Here is an 18,992-nt window from a genome sequence, read left to right as displayed (position 1 = left end):
TTATGATTTCCTATATCTACGAAGACACTCCCTGGCGTCTGGACCTTGTGCAGGAGACGACCGATTGGCTGGATACAGTGGTGCGGCACCACAGCTACGAGATTGTCGAGATCAACTACATATTCGGTACCGATGACTACATCCTGTACCTGAACAAGAAGTATCTGGACCACGATTATTACACCGATATTCTTACGTTCAACTACTCGCAGTTTGAACGCAAGCTGGTTTCGGACATCTATATCTCGGTAGACCGTGTGCGGGAGAACGCGAAGGAGTTTGGTGTTCCGTTCATTGACGAACTGCACCGCGTGATGGTACATGGTGTTCTGCACCTGATAGGCTTTGACGATGTAACCGACGAGAAGGAAGAAGAAATGCGCCGACAGGAAGATTTCTCGCTCAATCTGCGCATGTTCTAGTTCCACGTGGAACACCTGCTGCGATTTCATGGCTCAGTTGTATACCGTTCCACGTGGAACACCCCACCCCATCACACACGATTTCCCCCGCATTTGCGTTGATTAAGCGCCGGTTCGGTCATCATTCATGAACTCCTCTCTTTCCCCTCTCAACAAGCAGTACAAAAGCCCCGACCATTACGACGTGATTGTCGTGGGGGCTGGTCATGCTGGGTGTGAAGCTGCCGCTGCCGCTGCCAATTTGGGTTGCCGCACCTTGCTCATCACCATGGACATGACCAAGATTGCCCAGATGTCGTGCAATCCTGCCATGGGAGGTGTGGCCAAAGGACAGATCGTGCGCGAAGTTGACGCCCTTGGGGGATACAGCGGCATTGTCACAGACCAGACGGCCGTGCAGTTTCGGATGCTCAACCGCTCCAAAGGGCCAGCCATGTGGAGCCCCCGCGCCCAGAGCGACCGTATGCGGTTTACCGAAGTGTGGCGCCAGCAACTGGAAGCCCTCCCCAATCTCCATTTCTGGCAAGACATGGTGGCTGCACTGGTGCTGGACGACAATGTGTGCCGCGGTGTGGTGACGGCAATGGGCAAGACCTTCCACTCGGAAACGGTAGTACTGACCAACGGCACTTTCCTGAACGGTGTCATCCACATGGGTGAGCGTCAGGCAAGAGGCGGCCGCAGTGGTGAGCGCGCCGCTACCGGGCTGACCGAGCAACTGGCGCAGGCTGGCTTTGAGACCGGGCGAATGAAAACGGGCACCCCACCCCGCCTGGATGGCCGCACCATCAATTACGAAAAGCTGCAAGTACAGGACGGTGACGAGCAGCCCGAGAAGTTCTCCTACACCGAGACGCCGCGTCTTACCCGTCAGCTGCCCTGCTACATCGGCTACACCAACAGCCGGGTGCATGAGATTCTGGAGACAGGGTTTGACCGCAGCCCCATGTTTGCTGGCCGCATACAAGGGGTGGGCCCGCGGTACTGCCCCAGTATCGAGGACAAGATTACCCGCTTTGCCGAGAAAGACCGGCACCAGCTGTTTGTAGAACCTGAGGGCTGGAATACAGTAGAGATTTACCTCAACGGTTTTTCGTCTTCGCTGCCCGAAGAAGTGCAATACGAGGCCCTTCGTCATATCGAGGGCTTCGAGAATGTTCGGATGTTCCGTCCGGGTTATGCCATTGAGTACGACTACTTCCCGCCGCATCAACTGCGCCACACGCTGGAAACGCGCCATATCGAGAACCTGTATTTCGCCGGGCAAATCAACGGAACCACCGGGTACGAGGAAGCCGCCGCACAGGGTATCATGGCGGGCATCAATGCGGCCCTGAAGGTACGCGAAGCCGAACCGTTTATTCTGGGCCGCGACAAGGCATATATCGGTGTGCTCATCGACGACCTGATTACCAAAGGCACCGAGGAGCCCTATCGCATGTTCACCAGCCGCGCGGAGTTCCGTATTCTGCTGCGGCAGGACAATGCCGACCTGCGTCTGACTGAGAAGGCACACCAAATAGGCCTGGCATCTGACGAGCGGTTGGCGCGCGTACAACAGAAGCAGCAAGCTGTTGCCCAGATATCGGCGCTGCTGGACGAACTGAAGGTGGCCCCCGACGAAGTGAGCCAATACTTTGACGGTATTGGAGAGGCTCCGCTGCGCGAGAAAGCGAAGCTGCGCAGTCTCATCACCCGCACCAACGTGACGCTGGAAGGCCTGCGCAAGGTATCGGAGCCACTGAATCAGGCGTTGGCACAATTGGATGCTGAGTGTGTGGAGCAGGCCGAGATACAGCTGAAGTACGCCGGCTACATTGAGAAAGAGTCTGAGATGGTAGCCAAGATGGCGCGCCTCGAAGACCAGTTGTTGCCCGAGAACTTCGACTACAGCCGGATTACCGCACTGAGCAACGAGGCCAAGCAGAAACTGACCCAGATCAAGCCTCGAAGCATAGGCCAAGCCGCCCGGATTTCCGGCGTTAATCCCGCCGATATTTCCGTACTCCTGGTGCACATAGGCCGCTAGAATCGATTCTCAGGGCCTTCAGTTGGCTTGCATTGTCAGAACATTTGCGTTAATTGCAGAATTGCAGTGATACCTGCACTACCTCCGTCAAGGATGTCCGTACTCAAAGCATACCGCCTGCTGGCCTTTGGTCTGGCAGGCGTTTCTGTTCTCAGCCTGTTGAGTTCCTGTGCTACAACCGGAGTTCCAACCGGTGGGCCACAGGATACCAAGGGCCCGATTGTGGTGGCTGTAGACCCTCCACTTGAGACCCGCAATTTCAAGGGCAATCGCATCGTCTTCACCTTCGATGAGTTTATCAAAGGAGATGGCCTGCAGCAGCAGGTATTCATCTCGCCAGTGCCCCCTACCCAACCAGAGATCTATGTAGCCAATAAGCGGCTCATCATCGAGTTGGATCCCACCACGCTGGATACCAGTGCTACCTATGTAGTGACCCTTAGTACAGAGCTGAGCGACCTGAATGAAAGCAATCCACTGGCTGCGCCTGTGCTGTATGCGTTTTCCCCGGGTAACAGAATAGATACCCTACAGTTGGCCGGTAGGGTGGTGTCGCCCCTCACAGGCCTGGGTCTGCCCCGTATGATGGTTGGGCTCTTCAACCCTGACAGTGTAGCTGCACGGAAAGGGTACACACGTCTGCGACCTCAGTTTGCCGCCGTAACCGACAGTGCAGGGCAGTTTCAGTTTGCTTATCTAAAACCGGGTACCTATCGCCTGCTGGCTTTCACTGATACCGACAGAAGTTTCAGCTACAGCCAGCCTACAGAGTCGGTTGCATTCGCTGAAAATCAAGATATTAGCGTACAGCCAGGTGTAGCACCCACCGAGCCCGTGCTCTATGCTTTCCGCCCTGATACCATTGGTCCCAGGGTGAAGGAAGTGGAAGTGTTGAACCCCCGGAACCTGGTAATCCGTTTTTCTGAGGCAGTAAGGCGAGGTACAGCTGTTCTGTATGGTGACAGCAGCCGCTGGACCTCTGATACCTCAGGTTTCCATTACAAAGGCAAGCGCGACGAAGTTCTGGTGCATTCGGGCCAGACGCTGGGCGACTCCATTGCCCTGCGTGTTACCGGGATGGTCGATACGCTCGGAAATGCAGGTAAGGACACCCTGTTGACCTTCAAGATCCGTTCGGGCCGACTCAAGAAAACCTGGGTTGTAAGTGACCCAGTTCAGAACCCATACAACCCTTTCGAGTTCATAGTAACTGCTGAGTCGCCATTTCCATCGCAGATGGTGCCAGATTCGGTTTTCCGTGATACCTCCGGCAAACCATTGGCTGGGCTGAGGATTCGTCCAGACGGCTACCGCCTGCATCTCTACGTGCCCCAGGAGCTGCCAATCAGAGCACAGGCATCGCTCTGGATTGATACCCTGCAGCTCAGTGCCGACAGCTTCCGAGTGGCCAAGTTCATATTCAAGCCCATTACCCAACCTCGCCCTATTGACTATGGCACGCTCTCGGGCCGAGTAGTCACCCAGCGCGCCGAACCGTTGTTGCTGGAGTTCGTGCACGAAGACCGCAAGACTCGCTACCTGCGCCGTGGGAATACTTTCAGCATTGCACCCATGCTGCCGGGCACGTATACCATTCGAGTGGTGGTGGATGCAGACGGCAATGGTGAGTGGACCACTGGATGGCTGAATCCGCGCCGTATGCCCGAGGCAGTTTACATCTACCCCGAGGCAGTGAAGGTGCGAGCTGGATGGGATCAGGAGGGTTTTGAACTCAACTTCCCTCCTACTCCAGCAGACCTCGCCAAAGGCAGGGCGCCCGCTGCTTCAAGGCCCACCAATCCGGCTGGTGAAACGCGCGAGGCACCTGTCCGCAATAAAGATGGCCAGAGCCCCACCGGAAGGGGCCAGGGTAGCCGAAAAGGAAAAGAGCAGCCGTAAGGGCTGCTCTTCTGTTTTTGCAGGCAGGCAGGTCAGGCTTCTGCAATGGACGTTTTTACCCGCGTTTTCAGTTGGGCTACTTTTTCCACTACTTCCTGACGGCTCATGTGCTTGAAACGTTCGGGCAGCAGCTCTTTGCTGGTGCATTCCAGTACAGCCACGTAGTTCATTAGCTCCACTTCTTCAGGATAGGTGGGCGGGATGAAGTCGTCGAACGTCTGTTTTACAATTTCTACCGTTACAACATCTACCCCCAGCGAGGCAGCACGGAATTTGGCGCGGGTAAGTGCGGCCTCCATGTCAGCACCGCTGTTGATCTTCAGATTTTCGTAGAACGAACTGTCGAAGTCATCTGGCTTGAGACTGTCGATCTTCGTCTTGCGCAGCATCACTTCCAGTAGTTCTTTTTTCTCTTCCACAGTTTCGGGGTAGAAGAGGGCAATGTGCTCTTCGGCGCGGCCCTGGCGCTTCAAATCCACAGGCATCAGGTCAGGGCGTGCTGTCAGCAGGAACCAGATGATTTTTCCGCGGTGCTCGGTGTTCGACATGAAGCTGGCAATCATCGAAAACACACGTGAGCTGACACCGCTATCGCCGCTGCTGTTGCGGTTGCCCAGGTAGGCGTCGGCTTCGTCGATCATCACGGACACCGGATTCATGGCCTTGAGGATCTTCAGTACTTTCTCCAGGTTGGCTTCGGTGACACCCTGCCACTGGCTTCGGAAGTTCTTCAGTTCCACCATCGGTACGCCAATCTCAGAGGCGAAGCAGCTGACGAGGAAGGTTTTGCCAGTGCCTACCGGGCCATTCACCAGATAGCCCATCGGCAGTACATCCTGCCGGCCAGCTTTGAGGGCGGCGGCAGCAGCACGCAGGGCCTGCTTTGCGTACTTGTGCCCAGCTACGTTGTCCAGCGAGAACTTCGTTTCCACGAAGCCCAGCAATCCCCCGGCTTCGCTCTCGATGATGTCCTTCTTCCGCTCCATCAGTTCCTTGAAGGTGTAGGGGCGGTTGTTCTCAATTACGTCGGCGAGTAGTGTCTTCAGTTGCACCAGGGTGAGGCCAGCGGTATTCTTGGCCAACACCTCAAGGCTCATCTCCAGCATGCCGTTGGCCAGTTTGGGATGCAGCTGGGTCATGTGCTGAATGAACAGGAAGCGCTCTTCTTCGCTGGGGTAGGAAATCTCGATTTCGGCCGTGTAGGGGTTGCGCACCAAGCTCTGGTTCAGCTCGTTCATGCTCTCGGCCACCAGCACGGTGGTCATATCCGAGTTGATGAACAGGCTTTCCTTGGCCCACTTGAGCAGGTACACCAGAATGGCGCGGTCTTCGGCACTGGTGTAGCTGGCCTGACCCATCGGCACCAGCGTTTCGGCGTAGTCGATGAGGAAGGCAATCTTTTTGCCGTCCATCAGTCGCACACGAAAATAGTTTTCCAGAATGGCAAAGGCTCTGGCAGGATCGCGGGGCAGGCCTTTGGCGAACGTGGTGCCGTGCAGGGTGTCGTAGGCCGATACGCTGAGGAGGAAATCCTTGCGCATATCGGCATTCTTGAAGGTAATGCCCGCCGCGCGGTCATACGACACCACAATGTCGCGCTTCTTGAACAGCTCGTTCTGGAGGTAGTCTTTCAGGCGCAGGTAATCGGCTTTTCCATCGGCTCCGGCATGACGCACAAAGTCTACAATGTTGCCATGGAGAATGAACTGCGAAATGGTCTTGGTGAAGTACAGCCGAGCAAACTGCTGTACCCAGGCGGGTAACTGGTTCATGAGGAAGGAAAGGGAGGGTGTTTCGCTGTGAACGAAGCTAGGCAAAAGAATACAGCCCCGCACACAGGGTTGCACGCAGTGTGCAGGTTTCACGTGGCTCAGGCAGTGGCGCCGCGGCTGCCAAAGCGTGCTTTGGTACGTTCCCACAGCAGCTTCCAGGCGCTGAGGTCAAACAGCGCCGAATCTGTAGCGCTCTGGTAGGCCAGGTAGATGGCCATAGGCAGCATCACATAAATGGGCAGCCACACGGCCATCCACGATGGCCATACTCCCTCCTGCGACAGCTTTTTGCCGTAAGTCATCAGCAGGTAGAAGAAGATAAAGAACACCAACGACATCAGCACGGGCATGCCCAGGCCGCCTTTGCGGATGATGGCACCCAGAGAGGTGCCAATGACCAGAAACAGCAGACTGGCCAGCGGCATGGTGTAGCGCAGATGGTATTCTGTGTTTACAGACCACATGCGCTCCAGGTTCTGGCGGCGCAGTTCTTTGGAAAAGCCCAGTTGGCTTTTGATGCCCCGCATGTTGTTCGCAACTGCCTCCAGCATGGGAGCGGTTGGTTTGGCCAACAAACGGCGCAATGTGTCGGGAATGGCACCTACACGTGGAACAATCTGTGTCTGTACGCTGTCGGCCAGCAGTCTGTTGGTGTGCAGAATGGGCTCCATCATGTTTTCGACGTCCAGATACTGCCGGCGATTCGCCTGTCGCAGCGAGTCGATGACATGGTCCAGCTCATGTACCGACAGCATGTAATGGTGTGAGGTAAACAGCTGTTCATCGGTACGACGCAAACCCCAACCCGAGAGATCCAGTTTATAGTTCAGAGTATCGAATTTCACAACCGAGACAGTCAGCTGGCTGGCTTGGTTACTGGTCGGCTGTGCCTTTTCTATCTGTCGGCCCTTGTACAGGTGCATACGCAGGTAGAAAGTGGTGTTGTCGATATCCATGTCGGCGCTGTCGGCGACAATGGTTTTCTGAAGGCCCAGCTGGTTCTGGTGGTCCAGAATCAGCACATCGTACATACGGCCAGTTGTCGGGTTGCGCGACCCCATGCGCAGGGTATAGCCGTCGATGAGCGAATTGAACATACCCGGCTGCATGGCAAAGGTGGGCTTGGCCTGCTTCAGGTCGTAGAACAGACTGTAGAGTTTGAGGTTGGCCCAGGGTGTGGCGTAGAACGAAATGAGAAAGGCGCCGCCGCAGATGATGGCCCCAATGAACAGCATGGGCCGCATGACACGCAGCAGACTGATACCTGAACTTTTGAGGGCAGCCAGTTCGTAGTTCTCGCCCAGCTTCCCCATTGCCATTAGCGAAGACAGCAGAATGCCAAGGGCCAGAGCGGGTACCATCAGGGCCAGTGCTACATACCCCACCAGCTGGGCAAGTACATCCATCGAGAAGCCCTTGCCGAAAATGTTGTCCTTTTCCCGCGCAATGAACTGCAGCACCAGAATAAAGAGCGCTACCGAAAACCCAGCCAGAAAGGGCCCCGCAAATGTGCGGATCATCAGCAGGTGCAGTTTCTTCAGCCGGAGAAATTTCATGTGGAAATGCAAAACTACGAAAGGCCATGTTTTTCTGGGGGTTATCCTCCTAAATGGTTATAGACTTTCCGATTGTCCGTAGGTAAATTCGCTGATATGGAGCGTGTTCAGTGGCAGTCACCCATCGGCCTTCTTACGCTGGAAGCAGCGAACGGGGCGATTACGGCCCTCCGGTTCGATGACAGGCCCGGTGCAATCAGCATCGCTGAACAGCAGTCGCCATTGATTCGTGAAGCCCTTCAGCAGTTGCGGGAGTATTTTGCAGGCACCCGCAAAGCCTTTGCTCTGCCCCTGAATCCTGCGGGCACTGAGTTTCAGAAGCAGGTATGGGAGTATGTCTCGGCCATACCACTCGGTTCGACGGTCTCCTATCTGGACATTGCCAACCAACTGGGGAATGCAAACGCTACCCGTGCAGTGGGTCAGGCAAACGGCATCAACCCCATTCCGATTTTCATTCCCTGTCATCGGGTCATTGGTGCCGACGGCAAACTCACAGGCTATGGTGGGGGTTTGCCCCGCAAGCGCTGGCTGCTGAACCACGAGGCACAGATGCTGGGCAAAGCCCGTCTCCTCGAACTGAATCTGTTCGACTGACCCAGCCCGCTCTTATCTTGGCTGGGTGAAACCGCTCATTCTTTCCGCACGCTGGTTCTGCCGTCTGGTTTCAGCACAGGCGGTAGCAGTGTTCCCGGGCGTCGTGCTGGTGGCTGATACAGCTGTGAGACATCTGGCCACACCTGCCCACGTGGAACTCATCCGGCACGAGCGAATACACCATCGCCAGCAGCTCGAAACACTCATTGTGGGGTTCTACCTCCTGTACTTCGGCGGTTACCTGCTGTTAAGGCTTTCAGGGCTGCGACACAAAGCGGCCTATCATGCACTGTGGTTCGAGCGCGAGGCCTATGCGCACCAGCATAACGAGGCCTATCTGCTCACTCGCCTGCCATTTGCCTGGTGGCGGTTTCCTGCATGAGGTAAATGTTTGCTCTAAGCTGAAAAAAGCAGCGTCTGACGGTCAGGCTCCTGATAATTCATTAGCTTAACAGGAGCAATGTTCCTCTCCGTGCGCAAGTGGGTGGGTTATGGTGTGGCTGCGGTGTTTGCCGTGCAGCCCTATGCTGCTTATCCGCAGGCAAATACTCCAATAACGGAGGCACGCGGCCCAGTGGATCCTACTCCTTTGCAGCGCAACAAACGCCAGCTGCTGAAAGCCGAGCTGGAGTTGGCCTACACCTATGAACTGCGGGGCAAACTTGCAGCCTGCCAGCAACAGGCACAATCGGCCCTGAAACTGGCCCGCGAGCTGCGCGACGAGCCCTCTGAACTGGCAGCGCTCCTCCAGAGTGCCCGTGCCTATCGCCTCAGCAGCAAATACCAGCAGGCGCACCAGATGGTGGACACTGCGTTCCTGGTGTTGGGCGCTGCCAAAGATTCTCTCATGGTGGGTCGGGCAATTACAGAACGTGGCACCATCTGGAAGGAAGAGGGCGACCTGCTGAAAGCCCTCAATGAATACCTCAAGGCACTCTCGTTTTTCCAGCGCAACACTGATCCCTATGGGTTAGCCTCACTGTACAATTATCTGGGCCACATACAGGGAAGCCAACAGGACCTTGCCGGTGCTATCGAGTATTATCGTCGTTCGTATGCTTTGTTCAAAGATCTGAACAGCCGGTCAGATATGGGGACTGAGCTGAACAACATCGGTTATTGCCAGTTTATCTTAGGCTTGAACGAAGAAGCAGAAAACCACCTGACACAGGCGCAGGGGCACTTTCGAGCAGCTGGCGACCGCGTGGGCGAGGCGTTCGTGATGATTAACCGGGCTCGTCTGGAAGAGGAACGTAAAAACATACCGTTGGCCCGTAGCCTCATGCAGCAGTCGTTGATAATCTATCGGGCAACAGTAGGCAGTTCTCGGATGGCCATGGCGCTGAATGAAGCTGCCAACTTTGAGTTCAGGAGTGGTAAGGTGCTGGCCGCGCTCAACTATGCCCAGGAGTCTTATGCGCTGCCACTGGAAGAAGTGGGTTTGGGACAGAAGGCAGAAACATCTCTGATTCTGTCGCGTCTGTATGCCCAGCAGAAAGACTTCCCCAAAGCCTACTATTACAGCCAGCAGCACATTCGGCTTTCAGATTCGCTTAACCAGTCTGAAATCATCCGCAAACTCCAAGTCACGCAGTCGCAGTATCAGCTCCAGGAGAAGCAGCAGGAAATAGAACGTCTGACACTTGATCGCCAGCGACAGGATGCAGAAAGCAGCCGTGACCGCATTCTGGTAGTTTCACTCGCTGCGGTTCTTGTGCTCGTATCCGGAATGGCCTGGACACTCTATCGTTATCTGCGCGAGCGCACCCGCACCAATGAACTCCTTAGAAAAAAGCGTAACGAGGTAGTCGCCTACAACCAGGAACTGGAGGCGGCCGTGCAGGAAATCAAAACACAGAACGATGATTTGCAGCGCGCCTATGAGCAGATTGAGCGACAGGCGCGACGCATCCAGGAGAGCTTTACCTATGCCAGTCTGATACAGCAGGTTATCAAGCCCACGCCGGAACGCCTGATGCTGTATCTGCCTCCCCATTTCCTGCTTGAGAAACCGTGTGAGTCAATCTCTGGCGACTTCTTCTGGGTACACCGGTCCACACACCTGCAACTCATTGTTCTGGGCGACTGCACGGGCCATGGCGTTTCGGGTGCACTTATGACAATGATTGCCTATTCACTGCTGAATCAGGTGGTGGTAGACAACCACATTACAGATCCGGCTCAGCTACTGAAGCACCTGCATCAGGGGGTGCGCAAGGTGTTGAACCAGGACTACACGCCCAACCGCGACGGAATCGATATCGCAGTGGTGGCAATAGATCACGATAACCAATCTTTCTGTTTCGCTGGTGCCAATGCACAGGTCGCGCTCTTGAGCGAAGAGGGCAATCTCAATGTGCTCAAAGGCGACCGGTTTTCCGTAGGCGGGCCGATGGCCGACCTTCACCGCCGGGAATACACGAACCACACGGTTTCCATTACCGCCCCGACCACACTCTACATGTATACCGATGGTTACCGTGACCAGTTGGGTGGCCAGGCAAACCGCAGGTTGGGCGCACAGCGTTTTTACGATCTGATGGAGCAGGTAGGCAAGGAAGCACCTTTACAGGCCCAAGGCGAACTGTTGTGGCGGCATTTTGAGCGCTGGCGCCGCACCAATCGTCAGATAGACGATGTTACCATCTTCGGTGCACGCATCAGTTTTCAGTTCGACTGACAGCACGCCTGTTCGTCATTGGAACAGGAAGCGACCCGGTCGTATGCCCAGTGCGAAGGAATCTTGCAGGGCACCAGTGCCAGGGTTGATACGCAGCATGCGCGCTGCGGTAGTTTCTGGGTCTGTATTCACGTTTACCACGCTGACATACACCAGATTGCTCACGGGGTCGTATCCCAGGTGCAGCGGCTGGCGTCCAGCCAAAGTGATAAGGGCCACTGGCGCACTGCCCGGCGTAAACCGATACAGCACACGCCCTGCCAGGAAAAAAAGCTGGGTGCGGCTGCTGTTGCTCACCATCTCACCAGTCAGAGCTGCGGCATCGGGTAAGGCAATGTTTTGCAGTATGCTGCCGTCGGTGGTGCTCAGCCGTAGCAGGCGTGCAGTGTTGCTGCACACCACCCACAGTTGGCCAAAAGCGTCTGTAGCTGCGCCTGTTGGGGTGCTGGCCAGTTTCCAGCTGGGCAGCAGCACCCTGCCGCGCAGGACATAACGGCCAATGCGGCGGTTGTTGGCTCGGATGTCGGGCAGCAGGTATACGGTGTCGCGCAAGGCCAAGAACTGGTCGGCCAGCAGATCCAGGTCTCTGGGTGTGGTGCCAACGGCGTTCAGGCTCGGGTTCAGTTCAAACAGTTTGCCATTGGTATCCAATGTTGCGCTGCCTTGGGCTATCAGGCCCAGGGTATCGCTAAATACGGCTATGCTGTGAGGCAGTGTCAGCGCAATGTCGCCCTGGTTCTGCAGGTTTTGGGCGTTGGCAGTCTTCAGCAGGTTGCTGTTCTCTACTGCGATGTACAGCCTGCCATTGTACAATGCACCAAAACGTCCGTCATCTCCAGTGGCAGCGTTGTTTACAGTGCGGTAGGCACCCAGTGTGAGGCGGGCTGTGCCGCGGCTGAGAAAGGCGACATCGCTGGCATTGCCACCCGCAGTTCCGGCAACGGGTATCAGTATGCCGTTGAAAAAGCTGGGGGCGGCGGCGGTTGCTTCTTCAGCTGGAAGTACAGAGCAGCTGCTTGCACCCAAAAGCCCGGCACCCAGGGCAAAGAAGAGCAGCAAATGCCGTTTCATCAGGCTTTGTCCAGCACTTTGGGTACGCGGATGTAGTCCGAGTCGTGCTTGGGTGCGTTTTTCAGCGCGTCAGCGTGGCTGATATCAACCCGCGGTTCGTCGGCGCGGAGGTGGTTCACCTCCTCTGTCATGTGGATGAGTGGCTCCACCGCATCGGTGTTCAAGGAACCGATTTTCTCAACAAACGCCAGCATTCGATCCAGATCCTTCCGAATCGTATCGCGCTCAGGGCCCTCAAAGTCCAGTTTGGCCAGGTTGCACAGCTTGTCGATCAGTTCGTCCGATACGTTCATGGCAGGAGAAAGAGAATGTCAGGAAGTAAAAGTACGCAGGATTTCAGCGCGAACCTGCTCGCGCAGCAGGGGTACGTCGGCTGTAGTGAGTCCTGTGGTGTGCACGGGTTTGCCCACTTTCACCAGAATGCGCGTCGGACGTGGCAGAAAGCGGTTATCGGCTGGCAGTGCCACATCGGTTTGCAACAGTGTGATCGGGACAATCGGGCGCTGGGTGTTGATGGCCAGCAGAAAGGCCCCATCCTTGAAGCTGCCCAGCAGTTCGCCGTCATTGCGTTGGGTTGTGCCTTCCGGGAAGATGAACAGCGAGACGCCCTGCTCCAACAGGGCTTCGGCTTTCAGTACAGCCCTGGCACTCGACAGCCGGTCCTGTCGGTTGACCAGCACATGGAGCCGGCTGTACATGTACCCAAAGAGGGGCAACCGCGCCAGCTCCGCTTTTGCCAGAAACCGAAACTGCCTCAGCAGCGCCACGTGGCACACCGGGATATCGAGATAGCTGCGATGGTTGGCAACAAAGACATATGGCCCATCTTCTTCCCGCAAGGGCTGAGCAAACTGCCTGCGCACAGGCATCAGGCCCACTCCCAACAGTACGGCTCCCCACACGATATTGAGTATATGGGCCATACGGTGGCCCCATCTCGTGGGTTTGCGCAGGCAGAGCCAATAGAACGGAAACAGCGCCAGGTAGAAGCCCCAGAAAAACAGGGCTATCCAAAGTGACCATACTCTGCGGAGAACCAGCCATATACCACCTGTGTGGGTGGCTGGTGCGGGTTTACCGTCAGCAGCAGGCGGTACTGGAGACACGTCAGCAGGAAGACAGCATCGCTGCCGTCAGGAATAAGAAAGGCCTATTCGTATACCCGCTTGATGAACCAAAGTTCGTTGAAGTTGATACCCAGAAACACCTGAAAGGTGGTTTCCTGAATAAGGCCGGGTGCATTGCTGCCCCGCAGACCATAGGCAACGCCAAGGTTCACTTTCGAGTAATTACGGTTGAGCGGCAGACCCAGGCCAGCCGTCACGGAATAGCCAGGGATGTTCTGCAGGCCGCCATTGGTATCGTTCAAGCGAAGATAGCCGCTGTCGTATTTTACACCGGCGCGGTAGGCGACACGCTTCAGATATTTGGCCGAGTAAATGTCTGGGGTGTACTCAACCCCCAGCTTTACCTGAAACTGCGACTTGGGTGTGCTGTTGAGGCGGTTGTAGCTGAGGCCGCTCCAGTCGGCATAGGTAAAATCTACCCCCATGCTCAGCTTGTTCAGTTGCTCCACACCAAAACCAATGCCCAAGGTCCCGGGCACCACAATGCGTTCCAGGCGGTTGGTGGCCAGGGTGTCGAACTGGTCGGCGGTAGCGCCCGCTTTGGAAGAGGGATTGGTGAGAATACGCTGTTGGCCATTGAGATTGGCTGTGGTACGGTATACCATACCGGCTTTCCATAGCCAAATATTGCGTGGGCCAACTTTGCGGAGGGTATCCTGCCATGTTACGCCAATGGAGCCGCGGAAGCCTGTAAGGCTGCGCTCATCCCGAATGGTAACGACGCTACTGCCGTCTTGAAAGCCCGTAGTGAATTGTGCATTCTGTGTACCGAAGAGCACACCCGCGGAAACGCCAACGGCCAGATGTCCGTTCATGAACTTCTGTGCGGCGGTGCCAAACACTTCGCTGATGCCCCCTTCACTGCGGACGGTGGAAACGAACGAGGTGGTGGTGGACCCTGTGGCAACGTCGCGAACCACGCCGAAGTCATAGCCCACTGAGCTGAGTGGCGCGATACCAAAACCCAGCCGCAGTTTCTTGCGTGTTGGGAAGGCGAACGACAAACCCTGAATGCCACCAAACCGACGGGCCTGCTTGATGTTGTCCTGCTGGATGGAGCCCACGCTGTAGAAACCGGTGAAGTCGATCGTAGTCAGTACGATGTCGGACAGGTTGGCCGGGTTCAGGCGGTTGAAACTGGTAAGGTCGGTAGTAGCGATACCGATGCCCGCCATACCAGCGTTGCGCGAGAATGCCTGGTCAGACAGTTCGCCGATTCCGTAGGCAGAATAGGGGTTGGTGGTATTCTGGGCCTGTGCCTGAAAAACAGGAGCGAAAGCAACGGCTCCCAGCGTAAGGCCAATCAGGCGCTTAATTCGGTTGGACATGCAGATGGTGACGCGTAAGCAGGTCTATGCCTTCCAATACCAGAGTCGGGACGGAATGCAGGTGTACGCTGTGGGCAAATGTCGTGCTTCGGAGGTGATTTTCAAAGCGGCGGGCATCCCCACCCGTCAGGAAAACTGTTAAAGTGTCTGTCGCAGCCGAGGCGGCATAGTAGCCAATTCTGCCCACGATTTCAGCGACAAGGCCATTTTCCACCCCACTGCGAAGGGCTGTTTCGGTGCGGTCGCCTATCCAGTCCCAGTCGGTCTTTTCTTCCATGGGCAGTAGTGGCAGCCGCGCCGTGTAGCGGTGCAGGGCCTCGTACCGCATGCGGATACCCGGCGATATGGCCCCACCCATGTACCCATTGATGGCCGTGACATACTCAAATGTGACAGCAGTGCCTGCATCTATTACCAGCACATCGGTACGACAGCGGTGCCAGGCGGCATTGGCTGCTGCCCAGCGGTCGGCCCCCAGGGTTTGTGGCGTGGCATACCGGTTGGCAATGACCCCCGGGGTGGTGCCCAGTATGCGCTGGGTGGGTAGAGCCTGCCGCTGTACCCACTGCATCAGCGGGTGCTGCTCGGCACCACTGGCTACATAGCCAATGCCAGCCACCGGCTGGCTCAGCAACCACGTTTCCAGTGTCAGAATGGCCGTTTCGGGTTCGGTCAGTGCCAGTGTCTGCGTTATTCCGCCGGCAGTGCTGAAGGCAGCTTTGGCGCGTGTGTTGCCAATGTCAAGTATCAGCAGGTTGTGGAGAGGGGTGTCAGACAAACCGCACCTCCTTCAGATCATAATACAGCACGCGGTCATTCTGTTGCAGGGCCAGTTTGCCTTCAGGGTTTACGCCCACGATCATCGCTTCCAGTCGACCGTCATCGGTTTCATAGCTGGCCCATTCCTGGTAGCGCCACATGCGCTGCAGATAGGCACGGTCCAGTTCGGGCAATGCCTGGGCATGGCTATGGCTCAGACGGCGGTAACGGAGGTCCATTTGATCTAATACTGCTTTCAGCACGGGCTCCAACGGCCACTGCCGCCCTGTGAGCCGGGCCAGCGAGGTCACCTTGCCGGTGTATTCTTTTCCAAAGTGCTGCTGGTTTACATTGAGGCCAATACCTACAATGCTGGTTTCCACCATTCCAGCGCTGATCTGGTTCTCGATAAGCATGCCGCAGAATTTTCGGCCCATCGCCACCAGGTCGTTGGGCCACTTGAGGCACAGTGTGATATCGGGTGGCATCAGGCCGTCCAAAGCTTCCAGCACCGACAGCGCCACCAGTTTGTTCAGCACAAAGGCTTTGCTGGCGGGAAGGCCGCTGGGATGCAGCAGCAGGGAAAACGTGAGGTTGGCACCGGGTTCGGTAAGCCACTGGTTTCCGCGCTGCCCCCGGCCTGCGGTCTGGTCGTTGGCTGTTACCGTCAGTCCCTCGGGTACCGTGTCACCTGCCGCATGCGCTTGCTGGACGTATTCCGACAGCCAGGCGTTGGTACTCCCAACCTGTTCCAATTCAATACGTTGACTTCCAAGGGGAATGTGCATGCCAGCTGTGTGTGTCTCTCACAGCAAGTTGGTATATTTGCAGGCTGCTTCGGCAACAGAACGCATCTTCTTTTTGCCCAAGCACCCTCGACCGAATGTCCAAGACCGCCGCCCGTAAGCCGAAACCCACTACCGAGGCTCTCGTCCTCGTAGACCAGATTGTACATGCCATCCGTGAGAAAAAGGGCGTGGACATAGCCATTATGCACGTTGGTGCCATTGGCAACTCCGCTACCGACTACTTCGTCATCTGCTCCTCGGGCTCTGACCGCCAGAGCCAGGCCATTGCAGATGAGATTGAAGATCACGTTCGCAAGACCCTTAATGAGAAGCCCTGGCATATTGAAGGTGCCCAGCGCGGCGAATGGGTGCTGATGGACTACATCAACGTAGTGGTACACATCTTCCTGCCTCGCGTGCGTGAGTTCTATGGTCTGGAAGAACTGTGGGGCGACGCTGAAACCGTGCGTCACGCCGAATAATTTTCAGACTGCCCAACTGGGGAAAACCGATCGTAACCACGCCAGAGCAGTAAGGTCCCGGTTGCAGTGGCTCCCACTGCAATTACCCAGCCTGGAAGCCCAGCCGTAAGGCTCAGTATCATCAGGATGTAACCTACATACAGGCGCCCCATCAGGTTGTTGGCAGGTATCCGTGCAAAGGGCGAAAGGTAGATTGCGTACAGAATCCCTGTCCCAAGGGCCCAGGCACTGATCCCCAGCCATAGCTCACCCCCAGTCAGCACCAGCAAGGCTTCGGGCAGCAGCAGGGCTGCCATGCCTGCCCATCGGCGCAGGGCCAGCTGAACCCAGGTGAAGGGCAACTGGCGGTAAAGTGTCTGGTCGCGCTCGGTCCACTGGAAGAGTGCTTTCACTACCAGCAGTTGCAGTGCCACCCCCAGGCACATGCCCACCATCAGCAGATTTGCCTGATAGCGTCCGCTGGCCAGTGCCTCCAGGCAGAGGCCCAGTACAACGAGGCTGAGCGACTTCATGATGGCAAAATGCAAGGGCATTTTGTTCAGTATCCAAACTCCCCAGTAGTACTGGTAATGTTTGTTTACCAAGGCTTTTTGTGCAGATTTTCGTAGAGCATTTGTCAGTTTTGTCAGGGTCGGCCAGTTTGACAGCACACTCCTGTGTCCAGAGAAGGTCCATTGAGCTGTTACCGTGGTCAAGACTGTACTCAGCACAAAAGATGTTAGCGTAAGGCCCACCCCCACCCCGGCACCCATACTCACAAAATGGTAGAGTAAGACAAACTGATATAGAAGAGCGGGCGCAAGTGCCACCAGCACCAGTGGCATTACCAGCAGAAAGCGCTTTGCCGTGGGCAGTAAATCGACGCAGCGCCACTGCCAACACGCTTGTTGGCTACCCTGTACACGCAGAAACAGAATAAAATTAAGTGTCCAGAGGTTGATAGCGCACAGCATAAAGGCATAATAGACAGGCTTAAAAGCAAGTTGCTGTGCGAAGCCTGCTGAAAGCACATAAGAGGGCGGCCGAACTATAAGTACCAGAAGCATGACAGCCCAGAGCAGAAGCTGGGCGGCACGGTGGTAGTAATAGCGCCCAATGGTGCGGACCAGAATCAGCGAAGCATGGAACAGGCCCCTCATGCGCAGCTTACCAAGGTTCGTTCCAGCGCCACTGTTTGCGTGAACGGCAACTCAGTGCGTCCATCCGGGTGCAGCGATACCACAAAGGCTCTGCCCTGTTCCATGCCTTGAACAACGAGCCGAAGCAGTCGTGCCTGGCCATCGGTGTCAAGTCCGTTAAAGGGCTCGTCCAGCAGCAGCCAGGGCTGTGGCCCCAGAAAGGCTGTGGCCAATGCAAGGCGTTTGCGCATACCTGTGCTGTAGGTGTCTACCGGATTCTCTATCCAGTGCTCCATGCCCAGTGCCTCGGTAAGTTGGTGGCACTGCGCTTCAGCAGCCCCCCGAATAGCGGCCACATACCTCAGTACCTCATGGCCACGGCTGAACCACGGAAACACCGGATCGGCTTCGGCCAGCGCAAACGTGCGCCGCAGAGCCGTTCCCTTCAGTTCCGTTTCGCCATGGAAAATGCTGCCTGTATGCGGTTCGATGCCACAAAGTGACTTTAACAGCGTGCTTTTGCCGGCACCGTTTGGCCCTACCAGCTGCACAGCTCCTGGCTCCAGCACCAGCCTCGGAAGATCTATTACAGGCTGCGTGGCGCCGGTATAGCTTACACGGTACGCATGCAGGCGGAGAGGCAACGATTGCATCTCCCAAGATAGAAAGAGGTCAGCAGCAAACTGAACGTATCAGCTTTTGCAACGGCCGTTTGCGCAGTTGCAGCCCATGCCTTTGGCTTTGGCAAAACATTCGCGGCCCTCGCTCCAGCTGAACCAGGCCAGCCCTAATGCCCCCAGCGCATCGGCGTAGGCAAACTGTGTAAGTTCATGAATGCCAGCCGAGAGCAGCAGTACGCCCGACATATACATGCATACGCGGGTACAGTGGGCATCGGCCAGGAGTGGGGCCGAATCCAGAGCTTTTGCGATGCGTATTTTGTACCAGATCATCCAGCCCATAATGGCCAGCGATACGAGAGAGATGATAACACCCGCTTGCGTGGTTTGGGGCTTATGCCCTGTGTAGAAAGCCCAACCGGCCGACAGCAACAGGCCAATCACCAGCATGTAGAAGCTGAATCCGGTAATCTGAAGGGCCTGCTTTTCGAACTGCGTGTGTTCGCTGCGGGGGTGCTGCTGTATGCGCACCACCATCACCGCTACGCCCAGTCCGGAAATCAGCTCGATGAAACTGTCCAGCCCGAAGCCAAACAGTGCATATTCTTCATCCTTCATCCCCAGCCAGGTGCTGGCGATGCCTTCCACCAGATTGTAGAGTATCGTGAAGGTAGCCAGCGCAAGCGCCCGGCGATACAGCTGGTCACGCGAAAGGCCTTCGGTTATGCGTTGCTCCATACTCCC

The 18,992-nt window shown here is 56.2% G+C and carries 18 protein-coding genes; 7 read left to right on the top strand and 11 right to left on the bottom strand.

Annotated features, from left to right (window positions below):
* Positions 1 to 2 precede the first annotated feature (2 nt).
* From ybeY to AC2D8O_RS01985, 3 genes are all read left to right on the top strand, one after another.
* Positions 3 to 422 carry an rRNA maturation RNase YbeY gene (ybeY, locus tag AC2D8O_RS01995; protein ID WP_484677104.1) on the top strand — a complete coding sequence of 140 codons (420 nt, stop codon included), beginning with the start codon at positions 3 to 5 and terminating at the stop codon, positions 420 to 422.
* A gap of 127 nt (positions 423 to 549) precedes the next feature.
* The gene (gene mnmG / locus AC2D8O_RS01990; protein ID WP_484677103.1) at positions 550 to 2,451 is read left to right on the top strand and encodes a tRNA uridine-5-carboxymethylaminomethyl(34) synthesis enzyme MnmG; all 1,902 of its coding nucleotides are present in this window, start codon (positions 550 to 552) and stop codon (positions 2,449 to 2,451) included.
* A gap of 93 nt (positions 2,452 to 2,544) precedes the next feature.
* Positions 2,545 to 4,350 (top strand): Ig-like domain-containing domain, encoded by a 1,806-nt coding sequence (locus AC2D8O_RS01985; protein ID WP_484677102.1) that lies wholly within the window; start codon positions 2,545 to 2,547, stop codon positions 4,348 to 4,350.
* A 32-nt stretch (positions 4,351 to 4,382) separates the two neighbouring features.
* On the opposite strand, the gene AC2D8O_RS01980 is transcribed toward AC2D8O_RS01985, so the two are convergent.
* Together AC2D8O_RS01980 and AC2D8O_RS01975 are read right to left on the bottom strand one after the other, a co-directional pair.
* Positions 4,383 to 6,122 (bottom strand): ATP-binding protein, encoded by a 1,740-nt coding sequence (locus AC2D8O_RS01980; RefSeq protein ID WP_484677101.1) that lies wholly within the window; start codon positions 6,120 to 6,122, stop codon positions 4,383 to 4,385.
* A 98-nt stretch (positions 6,123 to 6,220) separates the two neighbouring features.
* Positions 6,221 to 7,678 carry an LptF/LptG family permease gene (locus tag AC2D8O_RS01975; protein ID WP_484677100.1) on the bottom strand — a complete coding sequence of 486 codons (1,458 nt, stop codon included), beginning with the start codon at positions 7,676 to 7,678 and terminating at the stop codon, positions 6,221 to 6,223.
* 96 nt (positions 7,679 to 7,774) lie between these two features.
* Between AC2D8O_RS01975 and AC2D8O_RS01970 the strand changes: the two genes are divergently transcribed.
* From AC2D8O_RS01970 to AC2D8O_RS01960, 3 genes are all read left to right on the top strand, one after another.
* Positions 7,775 to 8,275: a methylated-DNA--[protein]-cysteine S-methyltransferase gene (locus AC2D8O_RS01970; RefSeq protein ID WP_484677099.1), complete on the top strand. Its 501-nt coding sequence runs from the start codon at positions 7,775 to 7,777 to the stop codon at positions 8,273 to 8,275.
* Between the two features lie 25 nt (positions 8,276 to 8,300).
* Positions 8,301 to 8,657 carry a hypothetical protein gene (locus AC2D8O_RS01965; RefSeq protein WP_484677098.1) on the top strand — a complete coding sequence of 119 codons (357 nt, stop codon included), beginning with the start codon at positions 8,301 to 8,303 and terminating at the stop codon, positions 8,655 to 8,657.
* Positions 8,658 to 8,735: 78 nt separating this feature from the next.
* Positions 8,736 to 10,955 (top strand): SpoIIE family protein phosphatase, encoded by a 2,220-nt coding sequence (locus AC2D8O_RS01960; RefSeq protein WP_484677097.1) that lies wholly within the window; start codon positions 8,736 to 8,738, stop codon positions 10,953 to 10,955.
* 15 nt (positions 10,956 to 10,970) lie between these two features.
* Here the strand turns inward: AC2D8O_RS01960 and AC2D8O_RS01955 are convergent, their stop codons facing one another.
* The 6 genes from AC2D8O_RS01955 to AC2D8O_RS01930 are packed head-to-tail and all read right to left on the bottom strand — an operon-like array spanning position 10,971 to position 16,028.
* Entirely contained in the window at positions 10,971 to 12,026 is a 1,056-nt protein-coding gene (locus AC2D8O_RS01955) for an NHL repeat-containing protein (protein WP_484677096.1), read from the bottom strand.
* Positions 12,026 to 12,319, bottom strand: coding sequence for an Asp-tRNA(Asn)/Glu-tRNA(Gln) amidotransferase subunit GatC (gene gatC / locus AC2D8O_RS01950; protein ID WP_484677095.1), 294 nt, complete (start codon positions 12,317 to 12,319; stop codon positions 12,026 to 12,028). Before gatC ends, AC2D8O_RS01955 begins: the two co-directional genes overlap by 1 nt.
* 18 nt (positions 12,320 to 12,337) lie before the next feature.
* On the bottom strand, positions 12,338 to 13,132 hold the full coding sequence (locus AC2D8O_RS01945) for a lysophospholipid acyltransferase family protein (protein ID WP_484677094.1): 795 nt from the start codon (positions 13,130 to 13,132) through the stop codon (positions 12,338 to 12,340).
* Positions 13,133 to 13,176: 44 nt separating this feature from the next.
* Positions 13,177 to 14,481 carry a BamG family beta-barrel-assembly machinery protein gene (bamG, locus tag AC2D8O_RS01940; protein ID WP_484677093.1) on the bottom strand — a complete coding sequence of 435 codons (1,305 nt, stop codon included), beginning with the start codon at positions 14,479 to 14,481 and terminating at the stop codon, positions 13,177 to 13,179.
* Positions 14,465 to 15,259 carry a type III pantothenate kinase gene (locus AC2D8O_RS01935; protein WP_484677092.1) on the bottom strand — a complete coding sequence of 265 codons (795 nt, stop codon included), beginning with the start codon at positions 15,257 to 15,259 and terminating at the stop codon, positions 14,465 to 14,467. Before AC2D8O_RS01935 ends, bamG begins: the two co-directional genes overlap by 17 nt.
* A complete protein-coding gene (locus AC2D8O_RS01930) occupies positions 15,252 to 16,028 on the bottom strand; it encodes a biotin--[acetyl-CoA-carboxylase] ligase (RefSeq protein WP_484677091.1) in 777 nt (258 codons plus the stop codon). The genes AC2D8O_RS01935 and AC2D8O_RS01930 overlap by 8 nt, the downstream gene beginning before the upstream one ends.
* 95 nt (positions 16,029 to 16,123) lie before the next feature.
* Between AC2D8O_RS01930 and rsfS the strand changes: the two genes are divergently transcribed.
* Positions 16,124 to 16,510 (top strand): ribosome silencing factor, encoded by a 387-nt coding sequence (gene rsfS / locus AC2D8O_RS01925; protein ID WP_484677090.1) that lies wholly within the window; start codon positions 16,124 to 16,126, stop codon positions 16,508 to 16,510.
* Here rsfS and AC2D8O_RS01920 read toward each other — a convergent pair.
* From AC2D8O_RS01920 to AC2D8O_RS01910, 3 genes are read right to left on the bottom strand one after another with little or no spacing between them, the layout of a single operon-like run.
* Positions 16,498 to 17,649 (bottom strand): hypothetical protein, encoded by a 1,152-nt coding sequence (locus tag AC2D8O_RS01920; RefSeq protein ID WP_484677089.1) that lies wholly within the window; start codon positions 17,647 to 17,649, stop codon positions 16,498 to 16,500. The genes rsfS and AC2D8O_RS01920 overlap by 13 nt on opposite strands.
* Entirely contained in the window at positions 17,646 to 18,281 is a 636-nt protein-coding gene (locus tag AC2D8O_RS01915) for an ABC transporter ATP-binding protein (protein WP_484677088.1), read from the bottom strand. The genes AC2D8O_RS01920 and AC2D8O_RS01915 overlap by 4 nt, the downstream gene beginning before the upstream one ends.
* 39 nt (positions 18,282 to 18,320) lie before the next feature.
* A complete protein-coding gene (locus AC2D8O_RS01910) occupies positions 18,321 to 18,986 on the bottom strand; it encodes a cation efflux transmembrane domain-containing protein (RefSeq protein ID WP_484677087.1) in 666 nt (221 codons plus the stop codon).
* Positions 18,987 to 18,992: the final 6 nt, after the last annotated feature.

This window comes from Pontibacter sp. T17 (assembly GCF_057219875.1).
Note: the sequence above shows the minus strand (reverse complement) of the source record. Positions and strands in the feature narration are given on the sequence as shown.